The sequence below is a fragment of the Kribbella swartbergensis genome, assembly GCF_054784135.1.
Genome location: NZ_BAAGPM010000041.1, coordinates 31827 through 47029, shown reverse-complemented (window position 1 = coordinate 47029; position 15203 = coordinate 31827). Strand labels below are relative to the sequence as shown.

Here is a 15203-nt window from a genome sequence, read left to right as displayed (position 1 = left end):
GGAATGGACCGTGCCAGCATGCCACTGTTCGCGCAGCCTGGTGACATGACCACGACGCCCCTCCAGCCGACTCCCCGGACCTCGCTGCGCCGCTCCAAGGAGCGGGCCGCCACCGACCGCCAGGCCCTGTACGACGTGCTCCTCGACGGCATGTTCTGCCACCTGGGTTTCGTCGTCGACGGGGCACCGCTCGTGCTGCCCACGGCGTACGGCGTGGACCTCGACCGCGGCCCGGACGGGACGCTGTACCTGCATGGGTCGGTCGCCGCCCGCAGTGTGGTCGCCGCGCAACAGCAGACCGTCTGCGTCACCGTCACGCACGCCGACGGCCTGGTGCTGGCCCGGTCGGCCTTTCACCACTCGGTGAACTACCGCTCGGCGGTCATCTTCGGCGTACCCCGGCTGGTGACCGATCCCGACGAGAAACTGCACGGGCTCAACCGGATCGTCGACCACCTGGTCCCCGGCCGCTCCACCGCCGTACGGCCGCCGAACCGCAAGGAACTCGCGAAGACCTCGGTCCTCGCGCTGTCGCTGACCGAGGCCTCGGTGAAGACCCGGTCCGGGCCGGCCAACGACGAGGAGCAGGATCTCGACCTGCCCTTCTGGACTGGTGTGATCCCGCTCCAGGTCGTGGCCGGCGAACCTGTCACCAACCCGGACTGCGATTTGCTCGTTCCCGCCCACGTCCGCGCCCGGGCGAACCTGCTGGGCGCCCCTTCCTAGGCGACCGTGCCCTTGTTGTAGTTCTTCTGGGACCAGAAGTAGCCGACCACCGCGATCGCCAGGCACCAGGCCAGCGCGAGCCAGCCGTCGCCGCTGTCCATCGGCGTCCCCAGCAGCAGGTGCCGCAGGGTGTCGACGATCGGGGTGAACGGCTGGTACTCGGCGAACCAGCGGATGCCGCTCGGCATCGACTCCAGCGGGATGAACGTGTTGCTCAGGAAGGGCAGCAGCAGGCTGATCGGCAGGACGACGTTGCTCGCGCCCTCCGGGGTCTTGCTCGTCAGCCCGAGGGCGATCGCGAACCAGGTCAGGGCGACGGTCAGCGCGATCAGCAACCCGCCCGCCAGCAGCCAGTCCCCGAATGACGCGTTGGGACGGAACCCGATCAGGAGGGCGAAGCCGACCACCAGGGCCAGGCTGACGATCGTCAGGATCACGTTGCCCAGCACGTGCCCGGTCAGAAAGGCCGGCCGGAAGATCGCCATCGTCCGGAACCTGGTCACGATCCCCTCGGTCACGTCCGTGCAGGCGGCGACCGCGGGGGACATCGTGCCGGACGCGATCGACATCAGCAGGATGCCCGGGGTGAGGAAGTCGATGTAGTCGAAATCGGTCCCGCCGCCGAGACCGGCCGCGAAGGTGTCGCCGAAGACCAGGCCGAACAGCAGGATCATGACGACCGGCATGCCGAGGGCACCGAGCGAGAGCCCGGGGTAGCGCTGGGCGTGCCGCAGGTTGCGGCGCAGCATGGTGGCGGTGTCCTGCAGTGCGTAGCTCATTTCGTCGTCCCATCGTTCTGGAGAACCGGCTCGTGAACAGTCGGCTGACCGGTGACGGCAAAGAACACGTCATCCAGGTCGGGGGTGTGGACAGTCAGTTCGTCGACCTCGAGCGAGGCGTCGTCGATCCGGGCCAGCAGCGCCCGCAGCGAGTGCACGCTGCCGTCGTTCGGCACCTGCAGAACCAGGGATTCCTGGTTCGCCGCCGCCGTCGGCAGCACCTGGCCGGCCAGCGCGAACTCCTCCGGTGACGTGAACCGCAACCGGATGTGCCCGCCGGGTACGAGCCGCTTCAGCTCCTCGGGCGTGCCCTGGGCCACCAGCCGCCCGTGATCCAGTACGCCGATCCGGTCGGCGAGCTGATCCGCCTCCTCGAGGTACTGCGTGGTGAGGAAGACGGTGACGCCGTCGGCGACCAGTTGCCGGATCAGCTGCCACATGTTGTGCCGGCTGCGCGGGTCGAGACCGGTGGTGGGCTCGTCCAGGAAGATGATCCGCGGGCTGCCGACCAGCGTCATGGCCAGGTCGAGGCGGCGCTTCATGCCGCCCGAGTACGTCATCGCCAGCTTCCGGCCGGCCTCGACCAGGTCGAACTGCTCGAGCAGTTCGTCCGCCCGGCGCCGGCCTTCCCGGCGGCCGAGGTGGTGCAGGTCGGCCATCAGGATCAGGTTCTCCCGGCCGGTGAGCAGGCCGTCGACCGCGGAGAACTGGCCGGTGACACCGATCGCGGCGCGGACCGCCTCCGGGTCCTGGTGCAGCTCGTGGCCGGCCACCCGGATCTGGCCGGCGTCGGCGGCGATCAGGGTGGACAGGATCTGCACCGCGGTGGTCTTGCCGGCGCCGTTCGGGCCGAGCAGGGAGAAGATGGTGCCGTTGGCAACGTTCAGGTCGATGCCGTCGAGCACGAGCTTGTCGCCGTACGACTTGCGCAGTCCGCGCACGTCAATCGCTGATGACATGAGGGTTCCTCGGATGTTTTCGGGCAGGGTGAACCCGGCCCGGGTGGCCTGAGAGTGTGGGAGAGGAGAGAAGAAGGCGTGCTGATCCGGCCGACCCGCGCGGCGCGGTCGGTGAATCAGGGTTGTTCGGTTGGCGGGGTTACCCGGTCAGATGTCGAGATCCTCCACTGCGGGCTGGTTGGCGGCTTCCTCGACCAGTTCGTACAGGTCCTCGGGGATCAGTTCGCGCAGTTCCTCGATGGTGTCGACGACGTACAGGGTCGCGTCACCCTGCGCGATGCTCCAGGACTGCTCGCTGCTCCAGTTGCCGATCCAGGAGCGCCAGCCCGACAGGTACTGCTCGCCGTCGGCGCCCTGGGCGAAGTAGTTGCGGCGGTCCGCGTGCAGCACGAACTTGCCGGTCCGGCTCCGGTAGACCTTGAAGGCCTCGTAGCCGTTCTTGCTGGACCGGCCGCCCTCGGCGAGCAGTACGCCGGAGAACCGCTGCTTGCGGCCGGCTCCCCGGCCGACCCGCACGGTGATCTCGTCGTACCCCTCGAGCCGGCCTTCCTCCAGCTCGACGTACTTGCGCAGCGCGATCGAGATCGCCGAGGACAGGTTCCCGGCGAGCTCCTGCGCCCGCTTGTACAGCGGCAGGTCGTCGTCCGACACGTAGATCGTCTTGTTGGGCATACTGTTCTCTCCTCCTACGTAGAACTATACGTAGGAGGTACGTAGATGTCTACATATATCTCTACGTAGAACTGGGCGAGTACAGCCAGGGCTGCTTCAGGTCGAAGTACTCCGGCTCCCCGGTGGCGAGTGACTGCAACTCCTCCATCTGGGCCTGGATCTCCGGCGGTGCCTGCTTCTGCTCGCCCTCCCGGGCCTCCGCCTCGCTGGTGAAGTAGATCGCCATCGTGTAGTCGCCGCCGCCGTACATCGCCGTCACACTGCCGATGACGTCGGGCCGGAACGAGGCCCACACGTCGGAGTTCTGGCTCATCAGTTCGCGAGCGCGCTCCGGGTTCCTGCCGGTGCCCTGCATGACCTGGACGAATCCGGCCGTGTCCGGGTCGCCCTGGACGTCGACGACGACGTCGTCGCTGTCGTGGAACACCGGGTCGCCGCCGAACACCGACGAGAACTCGTGCCACCACTTGTCCTGGGCCGGCGACTCGCTGTTGCGGCGAGCGGCCTCGGCCGACTCGAACCGGGCGAGTGCGACGAACCGCCCGTCCTCGGTGACACCCGCGGTGGTCCCCAGCCAGCCACTCGCCTCGGGTGCCAGTTCCTCCATCCACCGGTCGAGCGCCGCGTGCGCCTGCTCGGCGTCTGTCACCTGTCCCTGAATGACCTGAACGAACATCGTGAGACCCTCCCCGTCTCTCAGGCCGCTGGTCGGCGTTTCGACGGTACGCCGGGCCGTCCGCCCCGTCGACGGTCTCGCGGCGCCGACGTGAACGTTGTGGAAACCGCTCGGGCCGAACCCGAGTTATCCACAGATTTCTGGGGAGTCGCGCCGGCGATCGTGGAAAAGCCGGGGACAGCTTGGGGACAAGTCACGCAAAAGCTGTGCACAGCTGGGGATACCGATGTGGATAACTTCACGCCTGTGATTCCCGCTCACAGCAGACCTGAACCGGGTGCGCCCATCACCGGCTGAGGTCGTCCGCCCCCGCTGATTCCCGTCGGCCGGGCTCAGCGGCGTACTAGACCCACTGGGTGGAGACGACGAAGCCGACGGCGATCAGGCCCATGCCGATCAGCAGGTTCCAGTTGCCCAGGTCGCTCATCACCGGGATGTCCTGGCCGGCCACGTAGAAGACGACCAGCCAGGCGAGACCGAGCAGCCAGCACGTCAGCATCAGCGGCGCCACCCAGACGCGGCTGGTGGTGCGCGGCTTCTTCGGCGTCTTCTCCGCCTTGACCTTCTCGGTCTTCTTCTTGTTGCGACTGCTCGACTCGGGCACGACTGAACTCCTTGTCAGGACGCATAAGCTGAGCACTGAGGGCCAGCAGGGCCGGACCTGTCGGGTCCGGTCCCGGGTTAGCGTAGTGCAGAGAGCAACATGGAGATCACGGGTGCGTAGGTTGAGGCGTATTTCGCTGTGGCGCGTGGGGGCGCCACTGGCATTGCTGTGCGCCGGCCTCCTGTTCGCGACCAGCGCCACCAACGCCCGGGGCACCGACCTGCGCCCCAGTCGCAACACTACGCTCGCCGGCCTGGTGGAGGAACAGAGCCGCCGCAGCGCGACCCTGGTCCGCCAGCACGCGGCGCTCACCCAGGACATCGAGAGGCTCCAGGCACAGCAGGGGTCGATCGACCCGAAGCTGTCCGCCCAGCTCGAGAAACTGTCCGACCAGGTCGGTACGACGCCCGTCACCGGTCCCGGGCTCACCGTCACGTTGAAGGACGCGCCACCCGAGGTGGTGAAGGAGAACCCGGACGTCGACGCCGACTGGCTGGTGATCCACCAGCAGGACATCCAGGCCGTGGTGAACGCGCTCTGGGCCGGCGGCGCGGACGCGATCTCGATCCAGAACCACCGGGTCATCTCGACCACCGGGATCAAGTGCGTCGGGAACTCCGTCGTCCTGCACGGCGTGCCGTACCTGCCGCCGTACAAGATCACCGCGATCGGCGACCGGCGGAAGCTGCAGCAGGCGCTGGACGACTCGCAGTACATCGACAACCTGCAGGACTACGTGGTGAAGTTCCAGCTCGGCTACGAGGTGAAGAACGAGTCGTCGATCTCGATGCCGGCGTACGAAGGCACCCTCGACCTGCAGAGCGCGACCGTGCCGGGCTACGAGCGCACTCCTTCGGTCAGCCCGTCGGCCACCGGCCGGTAGCTGTCACAATGGATCGCATGCCGCGGATCCTCGTCGTCGACAACTACGACTCCTTCGTCTACAACCTGGTGCAGTACCTGCAGCAGTTGCAGGCCGAGACCACTGTGCTGCGCAACGACGAGGTCACTCCTGACGACGTCACGGCGTACGACGGCGTCCTGCTCTCCCCCGGTCCCGGTACGCCGGAAGAGGCCGGGGCGTGCGTGGACATCATCAAGGAGAAGGGCGGCCAGGTGCCGATCTTCGGCGTCTGCCTGGGCCTGCAGGCCATCGGCGTCGCGTACGGCGGTGTGGTCGGCCGGGCCGACGAGCTGCTGCACGGCAAGACGAGCCAGGTGTTCCACGAGGGCGCCGGAGTACTCGCCGGGCTGCCGTCGCCGTTCACCGCGACGCGGTACCACTCCCTCGCGATCGCCGAGGACACGGTGCCGGCCGAGCTGCAGGTGACCGCCCGGACCGAGGCCGGGGTGATCATGGCGGCACGGCACCGCGACCTCCCGGTGGAGGGCGTCCAGTTCCACCCGGAGTCGGTGCTCACCGAGGGCGGCCACCGGATGCTCGCCAACTGGCTGTCGACGTGCGGCGACCCCGACGCGGTCGCCCGCTCGGTCGGCCTGGCTCCGGTCGTCAGCTGACAACGCGAAGAAGCCCCGGCCGAGCGGCCGGGGCTTCTGCGTCGACGGGGGTCAGCCGCCGATGGTGATCGGTGGGGTGACCGGATCGTCCGGGGTCTCCGACGGCGTCGTGGTCGGCGTCTGAGTCGGCGTCTGCTCCGGCGGATTGTTGACGGTGAGGGTGATCAGGCTGCCCTTCGCCGCCTTGGTGCCTGCCTTCACGCTCTGCTGGAGCACGGTCTGCGGGACCGCGTTCGGGTCGGAGCCCTGCTTGTAGCCGACGGTGAAGCCGAGGTCCTTCAGGGTCTTGGTGGCGTCGTCCACCGGGACGGTGACGACGTTCGGGACCTCGACCAGTTCCTTGCCGGTCGACACCGTCAGGGTGAACTCCTGGCCGGCCGGGTACTGCCCGCTCGGGTCGGGGCTCACCGCCAGCACGGTGCCCTCCTTCTCCGCGCTGTCCTGCTTGACCGTCTCGTCCTTCACCTTGAAGTTCGCGGCCGTGCCCTCGATGGCCTTGCGGGCCTGCGACTCGGACTTGCCGATCACGTCCGGCACCGGGAACGCACTCCGCCCGGACGAGAACACCACGGTGACGGTCGAGCCCTGCTCGGCCTCGGTGTTCGGCTCCGGGGTCTGGCTGATGGCGAGGCCCCGGCCGACCGTGTCACTCGGCTGCGACGGGCCCTGCGCGAACTTCAGGCCCTTCTCGGTCAGCAGCGCCGTCGCATCCGCCACCGACTTGCCGCTGACATCCGGTACGGCGACCTTCGCCGGCGGTGTGCTGGTCGTCGTACCACCGGCGTTGTTGTTGCCGTTGCCCAGGTTCGTGAACAGGGCGTAGGCGCCGACCGCGATCGCGACGATGGCGAGCCCGAGCAGGAAGTAGGCCAGGCCGCGGTTGCGCCGGGACCGGGCCGCCTCGGCCTCGTCGATCCCGCCGTCCGGCGGCAGCACGTCGTCGGCGGCCGTCTGCCGGTAGGCCTGGGTCGCCGCGGTCGGCGACACCGCCGGCGGCATCGCGCGGGTCTCGGCGACCGCGGCCATCGGCGCGGTCACCTGCTGTCCGGCCAGCACGCGGTGGATGTCGGCGCGCATCTCGGCAGCGCTCTGGTACCGCTCCTCGCGGTTCTTCGCCAGCGCCTTCAGGACGACGGCGTCGACCTCCGGCGGGATGTCGGGGTCGAACGACGACGGCGGCAGCGGCTGCTCGCGGACGTGCTGGTAGGCCACCGACACCGGCGACTCGCCGACGAACGGCGGCCGGCCGGTGAGCAGTTCGTACAGCAGGCAGCCGGTCGAGTACAGGTCGGAGCGGGCGTCGACGGTCTCGCCGCGGGCCTGCTCCGGCGACAGGTACTGCGCCGTACCGATGACGGCCGCGGTCTGGGTCATCGTGGACGAGGTGTCCGCGACCGCCCGGGCGATGCCGAAGTCCATCACCTTGACCTGGCCCTGCGGGGTCAGCATCACGTTCCCGGGCTTGATGTCGCGGTGCACGATGCCGGCCCGGTGGCTGTAGTCGAGCGCCTCGAGCACGCCGGAGGTGATCTCCAGGGCCCGCTCGGGCATGATCTTGCGGCCTTCGCGGATCAGGTCACGCAGCGTCTTGCCGGCCACGTACTCCATCACGATGTACGGGATGGTCACACCGGAGCCGTTCGGGTCGGGCTCCTCGCCGGTGTCGTAGACCGACACGATGGTCGGATGGTTCAGCGACGCGGCCGACTGCGCCTCGCGCCGGAACCGGGCCTGGAAGGTGGCGTCACTGGCGAGGTCGACCCGCAGCCGCTTGATCGCGACCGTCCGGCCGAGCCGGTTGTCGACGCCCTTGCGCACATCGGCCATGCCGCCGCGGCCGAGCGGTTCGCCTTCTTCGTACCGGCCGCCGACGAGACGTGCCTGCGATGTCATGACTCAGCCTTCCAACCTGTCCGGAACACACTCAACTTGCCCACGGTAGCGGCCGCCACACGTGGACCCCCGTCGGAAAGACTCACGAGATCATTCCGTATCGTGCTCATTGGCCCAGCACCGCCTCCATCACCCGTTTGGCGATCGGAGCCGCCAGGGTGCCGCCGGCGATGTCGTTGCGGGGGATGTTCGCGTCCTCGATCATCACCGCCACCGCGATCTTCGGGTCGTCGGCCGGTGCGAACGCGGTGAACCAGGCGAACGGCGGCCGCTCCGGCGACGTCTGCGCCGTACCGGTCTTGCCGGCCACCTGGACGCCGTCGATCCGGCCCGGCTTGCCGGTGCCGTTGGCCACCACGTCGACCATCATCTGGGTCAGCTGGGCCGCGACCTCCGGGGTGACCGCCTGGTGCAGTTCCTCCGGCTTGGTCTCGGACACCGTCTTCAGGTCCGCGGTCTTCACGTTCTGGACCAGGTACGGCTTCATCACCGCGCCCTTGTTGGCGATCCCCGCCGCCACCATCGCCATCTGCAGCGGCGTGGCCCGGACGTCGAACTGCCCGATCGCGGACTGCGCGGTCTGCGGCTCGTTCGGGTCGGCCGGGAACTGGCTGGCGACCGCGCCCAGCTCCGGCAGCTGCCGCTCGCCGAAGCCGAACTTGGCCGCCTGCTCACGCAGCGCGTCCGCCTTCAGGTCCAGGCCGATCGTGCCGAACGCGGTGTTGCAGGAGTTGCGTAGCGCGACGGTCAGCGTCGCGTTGTCGCTGCCGCCGCAGTTGCGGCCGTTCTCGTTCACCAGCGGGACGGTCGTCTGCGGCAGCGGCAGCTCGGCCGGCGAGTGCACCTTGGTCTCCGGGGTGTACCTGCCGCTCGACAGCGCCGCGGCCGCGGTGACCAGCTTGAACGTCGAACCCGGCGGGTAGAGCTCCTTGACCGCGCGGTTCGCCATCGGCTTGCTGGGGGCCTCGTTCAGCTGCTTCCACGCGGCGCCGACATCCTCCAGGTCGTGCGAGGCGAGCCTGTTCGGGTCGTACGACGGCCGCGTCACCAGCGCGAGCACCCGGCCGGTCTTCGGCTCGAGCGCCACGACCGCGCCCGTCTTGCCGGCCAGTCCGGCGTACGCCGCCTGCTGCGCCGCGGCGTTCAGCGTCAACGTCACGCTGGCGCCCTGCTGGCGACGGTTGGTGATCACGTCGATCACCCGGCGGAACGCCATCGACGGATCGCTGCCGTTCAGCTCGGCGTTCTGGGTCAGCTCGATGCCGGCCCGGCCGTACAGATAGGAGTAGTACCCGGTCACCGGCGCGTAGACCGGGCCGGAGGCGTACGTGCGCTGGAACTGGAATCGGTCGTTCGACGGTTTGCTCTGGGCGATCGGCGTACTGCCGATCAGGATCGGGCCCCGGTCGACCGAGAACTGCGAGTCGCGCACCCGCCGGTTGTCGTTGCGCGCGTTCAGGTCGCCGGCCCGGAAGGCCTGCAGGTACGTCGAGTTGGCCATGAGCGCGAGCATCAGGATGATCGCCGCCACGGCCAGCCGCCGGATCGCTGAATTCACTGCTTCTGCACCGCCATCGCGATCGTCTCGTCGGACACGGGAGCGGCCGGGGTCTGCGGCCGGCGCGCCTGGTCACTGATCCGCAGCAGCAGCGCGATGATCGCCCAGTTCGCGACCAGCGACGTACCGCCCAGCGCCATGAACGGGGTGGCCAGACCGGTCAGTGGGATCAGACCGGTGACACCGCCGACGATGACGAACACCTGCAGCGCGAACGACATCGCCAGACCGGTGGCGACCAGCTTGCCGAAGATGTCCCGGCAACCGAGCGCGGTCCGCAGGCCGCGCTCCACGATCAGCGTGTAGATCAGGACGATCGCCATCAGCCCGGTCAGGCCGAGTTCCTCGCCGAACGAGGAGATGATGAAGTCGCTCTGGCCGTAGAAGCCGAGCAGTTCCGGCCGGCCCTGGCCCAGGCCGCGGCCGAGGACGCCGCCCCAGGCCTGGCCCATCAGCGCGGTGGCGACCTGGCCGCCGACCTCGTTGAACGGGTGCAGCCAGTCGTCCACCCGCTTCTGCACGTGGCCGAAGGTCTGGGACGCGAAGAACGCGCCGCCGGCGAACAGCAGGCCGCCGATGATCAGCCAGCCGGCCCGCTCGGTGGAGACGTACAGCAGGATCAGGAACAGGCCGAAGAACAGCAGCGACGAGCCGAGGTCCTTCTCGAAGACCAGCACCCCCAGGCTGACCGCCCAGGCGATCAGGATCGGGCCGAGGTCGCGGGCCCGGGGCAGGTCGAGGCCGAGGAACCGGTGCCCGGCCAGCGTCAGCACGTCCTTCTTCACCACCAGGTAGCCGGCGAAGAAGATGACCAGGCACAGTTTCGCGAACTCACCGGGCTGGAACGACATCCCGAAGAACCGGATCCAGATCCGCGCGCCGTTGATGTCGACCCCGAGACCCGGGATCAGCGGTAGCACCAGCAGCACCAGACCGGTCAGGCCGGCGGTGTAGGTCAGCGCCTGCAGCCGCCGGTGGTCGCGGATCAGCAGGATGACGGCCAGGAACAGCACGATGCCGACCGCGGTCCAGGTGATCTGCTGCGGAGCGGCGGCCGCCCGCGGCTCACGTCCGGCGGCCTCCGCGGCCGCGGCCAGGCCGAGGTCGACCCGGTGGATCATCGCGACCCCGAGCCCGTTCAGTACGACGGCACACGGCAGCAGGACCGGATCGGCGTACGGCGCCCGGTAGCGCAGCGCGAGGTGGGCGATCAGAGCGAGCAGCCCGATGCCGGCGGCGTAGTACCCGGTGCTGGCCGGGACCTTGTCCTGGACGGTAATGCCGATGTTCACGTACGCGCCGACGGAGACGACGATCGCGATGACGAGCAGCAGCAACTCCACCCCGCGCCGGCTGCGCGGGATGATCTGGATGACGGATGTCGAGGCGATACTCATCGGACGCCGTCACAGTCGTCGGGGTTGACCGACCCCGTGGTCGGCGTCGTCGACGGTGTGGCCGACGGGGGCGGCGTGGACACCGGTGTGGAGGCCGGCGGCTTCGGCGGCGCGGTGACCGGCGTGCTGGGCTTCGGCGTGGGTGTCGGGGTCGGCTTGACCTTGGCGGCGCACTCGTCGGCGGTGCGCTGCAACTCGCTCACGATCGTGCGCGCCCCGGCCAGGTCGTCGGCCTGGATGTTGTTCTCCACCTGCTCGCGGTTGTACGTGGGCAACTTGTCCACCTGCAGCGTCTGCCGTTCGTACACCTTCGACAGCGTCAGACCTGGGAAGTCCTCGTCCACACCCTTGAAGATCGCCACGTAGTCGCCGTCGGTGCCGACGTAGTACTGACTCTGCGTCCAGGCGTACGCCGCCCAGCCGCCGCCCGCGATCAGGGCCAGGATCACAACCAGTACGGCGATCCGCCGCAGCCACGGGAAGCGCTTCGGCTCGCGCGGCGCGTACCGCAGCTCCTCCGGGTCGAGGACCGCGCCACCGCCGCCACCACTGCCACCGCCGGGTACGACGATCGTCGGCTCACCTCGGCCGGTCCCACCCTGAGCCAGCTCCGCGGCCGCGCCGACGAGCTGCGGGGTGGTCCCGCTGGACGGCTCCGTCTCGACCACGTCCGCGACGACACACGTGACGTTGTCGTTGGACCCGGCCTCCAGGGCGTGCGTGATCAGCTCCACGACCACGGAGTCCGGCGTACCGTCGGCCATCGACGCCGCGATCACGTCGTCGCTCACGTAGTCGGGCAGGCCGTCACTGCACAGCATCAGCCGGTCACCGGCGCGGACGTCGAGGATCTCCAGATCCGGGTCCGAGTCCGGCCGGCCGTCGAGCACCCGGAGGATCAGGTTGCGGTGCGGATGGGTGAAGGCCTCTTCCCGGGAGATCCGGCCCTCGTCCACCAGCGACTGCACGAAGGTGTGGTCGTGGCTCAGCTGGTAGAGCTGCCCGTCCCGCATCCGGTACGCCCGGGAGTCGCCCAGGTGGGCCATCCCGAGCTGCTGCCCGTCGAACATCAGCGCGGTGACGGTCGAGCCCATCCCCTCGCGCTCCGGGTCCTCCTCGACCAGCTCGGACAGCCGCTCGTTCGCCCGGTGGACGGCGCCGGCCAGCGCCTCGATCATGTCCTCGCCGCTGATCCCGGGCTTGTCCAGCTTCCGGATCACCTGGACCGCCGCCGCACTGGCCACCTCACCGGCCGCCGCGCCACCCATCCCGTCGGCGAGCAGCAGCAGGTGCGGACCGGCGTACGCCGAATCCTCGTTGTTGCGGCGCACCCGTCCGACGTCGGACAGTGCGGCGTAGTCGAGCGACAGGGTCATCGGGGCAGGCCTACTTCGCGATGTTCAGCGTCGTCCGGCCGATCCGGATCGATCCGCCGATCTCGGCCGGGACCGGGCGGGTCACCCGCTGGCCGTCCAGGTACGTGCCGTTGGTGGAGCCGAGGTCCTCGACCCACCACTGGCCCTCGGACAGGAACAGCCGGGCGTGCCGGGTGGACGAGTAGTCGTCGTCCAGCCGGATCTGGCAGTCCGAGCCCCGGCCGATGATCACCGGCTCCTCGCCCAGGGTCGCACCGACCCCGGCCTGCGGACCGTCCGCGATCGACACCGAGCCGGGCAGGCCCTTGCGCTTCTTCGCCGGCTTGGCGGGCTTCGGGGTCCGGCCGGACTGCGGTACGACGACCGGCACCGTACGGCTGTCGACCTTCGCGCCGAACAGGTCGGACCTGATCACGGAGAGCACCGCGAGGACGAACATCCACAACAGGGCCAGGAACCCCAGTTTGATCAGGGTCAGGGTCAGTTCCGACATGGAAGGTCAGTCACCACCCGCTGCTCGGCGGCTGGGCGATCGGCTCGTCCGCCAGACGCAGCGTCATCGTCGTGTTCCCGATCCGCACGGTCGAGCCGTCGGACAGTTCGGCTTCGGTCGTCCGCCGGCCGTTCACCAGCGTCCCGTTGGTGGAGCCCAGGTCGACCAGCACCACCCGGATGCCGCCGGGGCCCTCCGGCATCAGCCGGATCTCGGCGTGCCGCCGGGACACGCCCGGGTCGTTGATCTGGATGTCCGCGTCGGTCCCGCGGCCGAGCACGACCCCCGGCGGGTTGACCGGCCGGCGGCGGCCGTTCACCTCGAGCATCACCTGCGGGTGACCGCGGCGCGGCGGCTGTGGCTGAGGCGGCGGGGCGCTGTTCAGCACCGTCTGGCCGTCGTTCGGCGGCACGTAGGGCTCCTGCTGGTAGGGCTGAGGCTGCGGACGGGACCGTTGCGGGGTCCCGACCGTGGCACTGACCACACGGAACTTACCGGTCGGCAGATCGTCCTGCTGGGTCAGGATGATCTCGATCGGGCCGGAGAACGTGTACCGCTGGATGTCGGCGTGGTCGCGCAGCTCGTTCGCCAGCTCGTGGTTGAGGGTCTGGCCGTAGGCGTTCAGGCGCTCGAAGTCGCCCGGACCGAGCTCGATGGTGAAGTGGTTCGGCACCAGCCGGCGGTCCCGGGACAGGATCCGCGCGGTGTTGTCGATCTCACGCTTGAGCGCCGCCGCCAACTCGATCGGCTCGACGTCGCCCTTGAACGCGCGCGCGAAGACACCGCTCACAATGCCTTCCAGACGTCGCTCGAAGCGCTGCAGCGGTCGCACGCCTCCTCCTCTGGGTCCGTCGCCGGTCTGTGACCAACGATCGTGCTTGCCGTCCGGTGCCCTCAGCAGGCACGCCGTACGCCCGTCCACCGGTCGAGGTGGACACACCGGGTACGACGATCGATCGTATCGGGAGGTTCGACCCAACCCGCAATGTGAACGTTCCGCACGACCCGTGCTACTGTTCCTTCTCGGTTGCAGATGACACCGTCAGAGGCAGCCAAGCGCGCGGGTGGCGGAATAGGCAGACGCGCACGGTTCAGGTCCGTGTGCCCGAAAGGGCGTGGGGGTTCAACTCCCCCCTCGCGCACAGGAAGTCCCGGTCGATGACCGGGACTTTTGCATGTGTGCCTCCCGTCACAGAGCGGTGCGGTTGCTCGACCGGGGGTCGTTGACCGCTCGGGTGCGGTAGATGGTGCCCTTGCGGGCGGTGGCGCGCCAGGGGCGGGCCTGGGTGAGCGGGACCTTCAGCGCCGGGTCGTCGCGGTCGATGGTGGTGAGGGCGAGCTGCGACGTACCGGCGAGCTGGGACGCGTAGGTGCCGTCCGGGGCGATCAGGCCCGACGGCATCAGGTCGACGGTCTGGGCCGGCAGCGACATCGCTACCCAGTAGCAGTTGATCGCGGCGTACGCGCGGGCCTTCACCTCGAAGATCGCGTCGACCGGGTACGCCGACAGCAGCAGGCACTCGACGCCGAGCTGCTCGTACTGGCTGAACAGGTGCGGGAAGTTGATCTCGACACAGATCACACAGCCGAACCGGTAGCCGTCGACGTCGAACACCACCGGGTCGAAACCGGGTGAGTAGAAGTGGTTGATCTCCGTGTTCGAGCAGAACCGCTTGTCGTACCGGTCGACGAGCTCGCCGGCGTCGGAGATGACGTAGAGGCTGTTGTGCGGCCGGTGCGGCGGGGTCAGCGGATGCGCCGAGCCGAGCACCACCCACAGCTTCAGCTCCGCGGCCAGCGCCATGATCCGCTCGAGCTCGTCGCGGACCACGTCCCAGTCGACGTCCGACCAGTCGGCGATCTGCTCCTTCGCGTACCCGCTCAGCATCCCTTCGGGGAACTGCACCAGCCGCGCCCGCCCGGCGGACGCCTTCCGCATCAGCGATCTGACCGTCTTCCCGTTCGTCCGCGCGTCGGCGCTGATCGTCGGTTGTGCGATGGCAATGCGAATCCCCGTCATCCCCCTACCGTCTCAGCCCTCACCGACAGTTCCCGGCATCGGCACGGCCGTGTTCGGTAGTCGATACAGGTGGTAGAACGTCTGGATGGCTCGCACCATCACCAGGGACAACCTCGGCGCCTGGCTCGTCAAGCGCAATCCCGGCACGGGGTTCGAGCTGCCGACTGCCGGCGGCGAGGACGTCGAGTCGTGGTGCGTCGTCCCCGGCTACCGGTCGGACCTGATGGCTCCGGGTGACCGGATCATCCTGTGGGTCTCCGGCAACGGCCGCCGGATGACTCGCGGCATCTGGGGTTTGGGTCACGTCACCGGACCGGTCGAAGTGGCAGCAAAGCTCGTCGTACCCCTGGCCATCGCCCTCCTCGAGCAGCCCTTACCGGCCGAGGAAATCCGCGCCGCGGGCCTCACCGACCTCGAGGTGCTGCGGATGCCCCAGGGCTCGAATCCGTCCTGGGTGTCGAAGGAGCAGCTGGCCCGCCTGCTGCCACTTCTGCCACCGTGGCCGGGCTGCCCTCCGACCGGTAGGTGACGG

16 protein-coding genes and 1 tRNA gene are annotated in these 15203 nt (G+C 69.0%); 5 read left to right on the top strand and 12 right to left on the bottom strand.

Annotated features, from left to right (window positions below):
- Positions 1-45: 45 nt before the first annotated feature.
- Complete coding sequence (locus tag ACYVOK_RS33160; RefSeq protein ID WP_460666547.1) at positions 46-726, top strand: pyridoxamine 5'-phosphate oxidase family protein; 681 nt, start codon at positions 46-48, stop codon at positions 724-726.
- Here ACYVOK_RS33160 and ACYVOK_RS33155 read toward each other — a convergent pair.
- The 5 genes from ACYVOK_RS33155 to ACYVOK_RS33135 form a co-directional block, all read right to left on the bottom strand.
- The gene (locus ACYVOK_RS33155) at positions 723-1505 is read right to left on the bottom strand and encodes an ABC transporter permease (protein WP_460666546.1); all 783 of its coding nucleotides are present in this window, start codon (positions 1503-1505) and stop codon (positions 723-725) included. The two genes, ACYVOK_RS33160 and ACYVOK_RS33155, sit on opposite strands and share 4 nt — an antisense overlap.
- Positions 1502-2464: an ATP-binding cassette domain-containing protein gene (locus ACYVOK_RS33150; protein WP_460666545.1), complete on the bottom strand. Its 963-nt coding sequence runs from the start codon at positions 2462-2464 to the stop codon at positions 1502-1504. The genes ACYVOK_RS33155 and ACYVOK_RS33150 overlap by 4 nt, the downstream gene beginning before the upstream one ends.
- A gap of 147 nt (positions 2465-2611) precedes the next feature.
- Complete coding sequence (locus tag ACYVOK_RS33145; protein ID WP_460666544.1) at positions 2612-3136, bottom strand: EXLDI protein; 525 nt, start codon at positions 3134-3136, stop codon at positions 2612-2614.
- A 61-nt stretch (positions 3137-3197) separates the two neighbouring features.
- The gene (locus tag ACYVOK_RS33140; protein WP_460666543.1) at positions 3198-3812 is read right to left on the bottom strand and encodes a hypothetical protein; all 615 of its coding nucleotides are present in this window, start codon (positions 3810-3812) and stop codon (positions 3198-3200) included.
- Between the two features lie 343 nt (positions 3813-4155).
- On the bottom strand, positions 4156-4416 hold the full coding sequence (locus ACYVOK_RS33135; RefSeq protein WP_460666542.1) for a cell division protein CrgA: 261 nt from the start codon (positions 4414-4416) through the stop codon (positions 4156-4158).
- A gap of 145 nt (positions 4417-4561) precedes the next feature.
- On the opposite strand from ACYVOK_RS33135, the gene ACYVOK_RS33130 reads away from it, so the two are divergent.
- Positions 4562-5299 carry a DUF881 domain-containing protein gene (locus tag ACYVOK_RS33130; protein WP_460666541.1) on the top strand — a complete coding sequence of 246 codons (738 nt, stop codon included), beginning with the start codon at positions 4562-4564 and terminating at the stop codon, positions 5297-5299.
- A 17-nt stretch (positions 5300-5316) separates the two neighbouring features.
- Positions 5317-5934 carry an aminodeoxychorismate/anthranilate synthase component II gene (locus tag ACYVOK_RS33125; protein ID WP_460666540.1) on the top strand — a complete coding sequence of 206 codons (618 nt, stop codon included), beginning with the start codon at positions 5317-5319 and terminating at the stop codon, positions 5932-5934.
- A 51-nt stretch (positions 5935-5985) separates the two neighbouring features.
- Here ACYVOK_RS33125 and pknB read toward each other — a convergent pair whose 3' ends face one another.
- The 6 genes from pknB to ACYVOK_RS33095 form a co-directional block, all read right to left on the bottom strand.
- Complete coding sequence (gene pknB / locus ACYVOK_RS33120; protein ID WP_460666539.1) at positions 5986-7827, bottom strand: Stk1 family PASTA domain-containing Ser/Thr kinase; 1842 nt, start codon at positions 7825-7827, stop codon at positions 5986-5988.
- Between the two features lie 106 nt (positions 7828-7933).
- Positions 7934-9385, bottom strand: coding sequence for a peptidoglycan D,D-transpeptidase FtsI family protein (locus ACYVOK_RS33115; RefSeq protein WP_460666538.1), 1452 nt, complete (start codon positions 9383-9385; stop codon positions 7934-7936).
- Positions 9382-10782, bottom strand: a complete 1401-nt coding sequence (locus ACYVOK_RS33110; protein WP_460666537.1) for an FtsW/RodA/SpoVE family cell cycle protein — start codon at positions 10780-10782, stop codon at positions 9382-9384. The genes ACYVOK_RS33115 and ACYVOK_RS33110 overlap by 4 nt, the downstream gene beginning before the upstream one ends.
- Entirely contained in the window at positions 10779-12158 is a 1380-nt protein-coding gene (locus ACYVOK_RS33105; protein ID WP_460666536.1) for a PP2C family protein-serine/threonine phosphatase, read from the bottom strand. Before ACYVOK_RS33105 ends, ACYVOK_RS33110 begins: the two co-directional genes overlap by 4 nt.
- Before the next feature lie 10 nt (positions 12159-12168).
- The gene (locus ACYVOK_RS33100) at positions 12169-12651 is read right to left on the bottom strand and encodes an FHA domain-containing protein FhaB/FipA (protein ID WP_460666535.1); all 483 of its coding nucleotides are present in this window, start codon (positions 12649-12651) and stop codon (positions 12169-12171) included.
- Positions 12652-12661: 10 nt separating this feature from the next.
- Positions 12662-13483 carry an FhaA domain-containing protein gene (locus tag ACYVOK_RS33095; protein WP_460666534.1) on the bottom strand — a complete coding sequence of 274 codons (822 nt, stop codon included), beginning with the start codon at positions 13481-13483 and terminating at the stop codon, positions 12662-12664.
- 226 nt (positions 13484-13709) lie between these two features.
- On the opposite strand from ACYVOK_RS33095, the gene ACYVOK_RS33090 reads away from it, so the two are divergent.
- A tRNA-Leu gene (locus ACYVOK_RS33090) sits at positions 13710-13793 on the top strand.
- A 47-nt stretch (positions 13794-13840) separates the two neighbouring features.
- Here ACYVOK_RS33090 and ACYVOK_RS33085 read toward each other — a convergent pair.
- The gene (locus ACYVOK_RS33085) at positions 13841-14671 is read right to left on the bottom strand and encodes a carbon-nitrogen hydrolase family protein (protein WP_460666533.1); all 831 of its coding nucleotides are present in this window, start codon (positions 14669-14671) and stop codon (positions 13841-13843) included.
- An 85-nt stretch (positions 14672-14756) separates the two neighbouring features.
- Between ACYVOK_RS33085 and ACYVOK_RS33080 the strand changes: the two genes are divergently transcribed.
- Entirely contained in the window at positions 14757-15200 is a 444-nt protein-coding gene (locus ACYVOK_RS33080) for an EVE domain-containing protein (RefSeq protein ID WP_460666532.1), read from the top strand.
- The last annotated feature ends 3 nt before the right edge of the window (positions 15201-15203 follow it).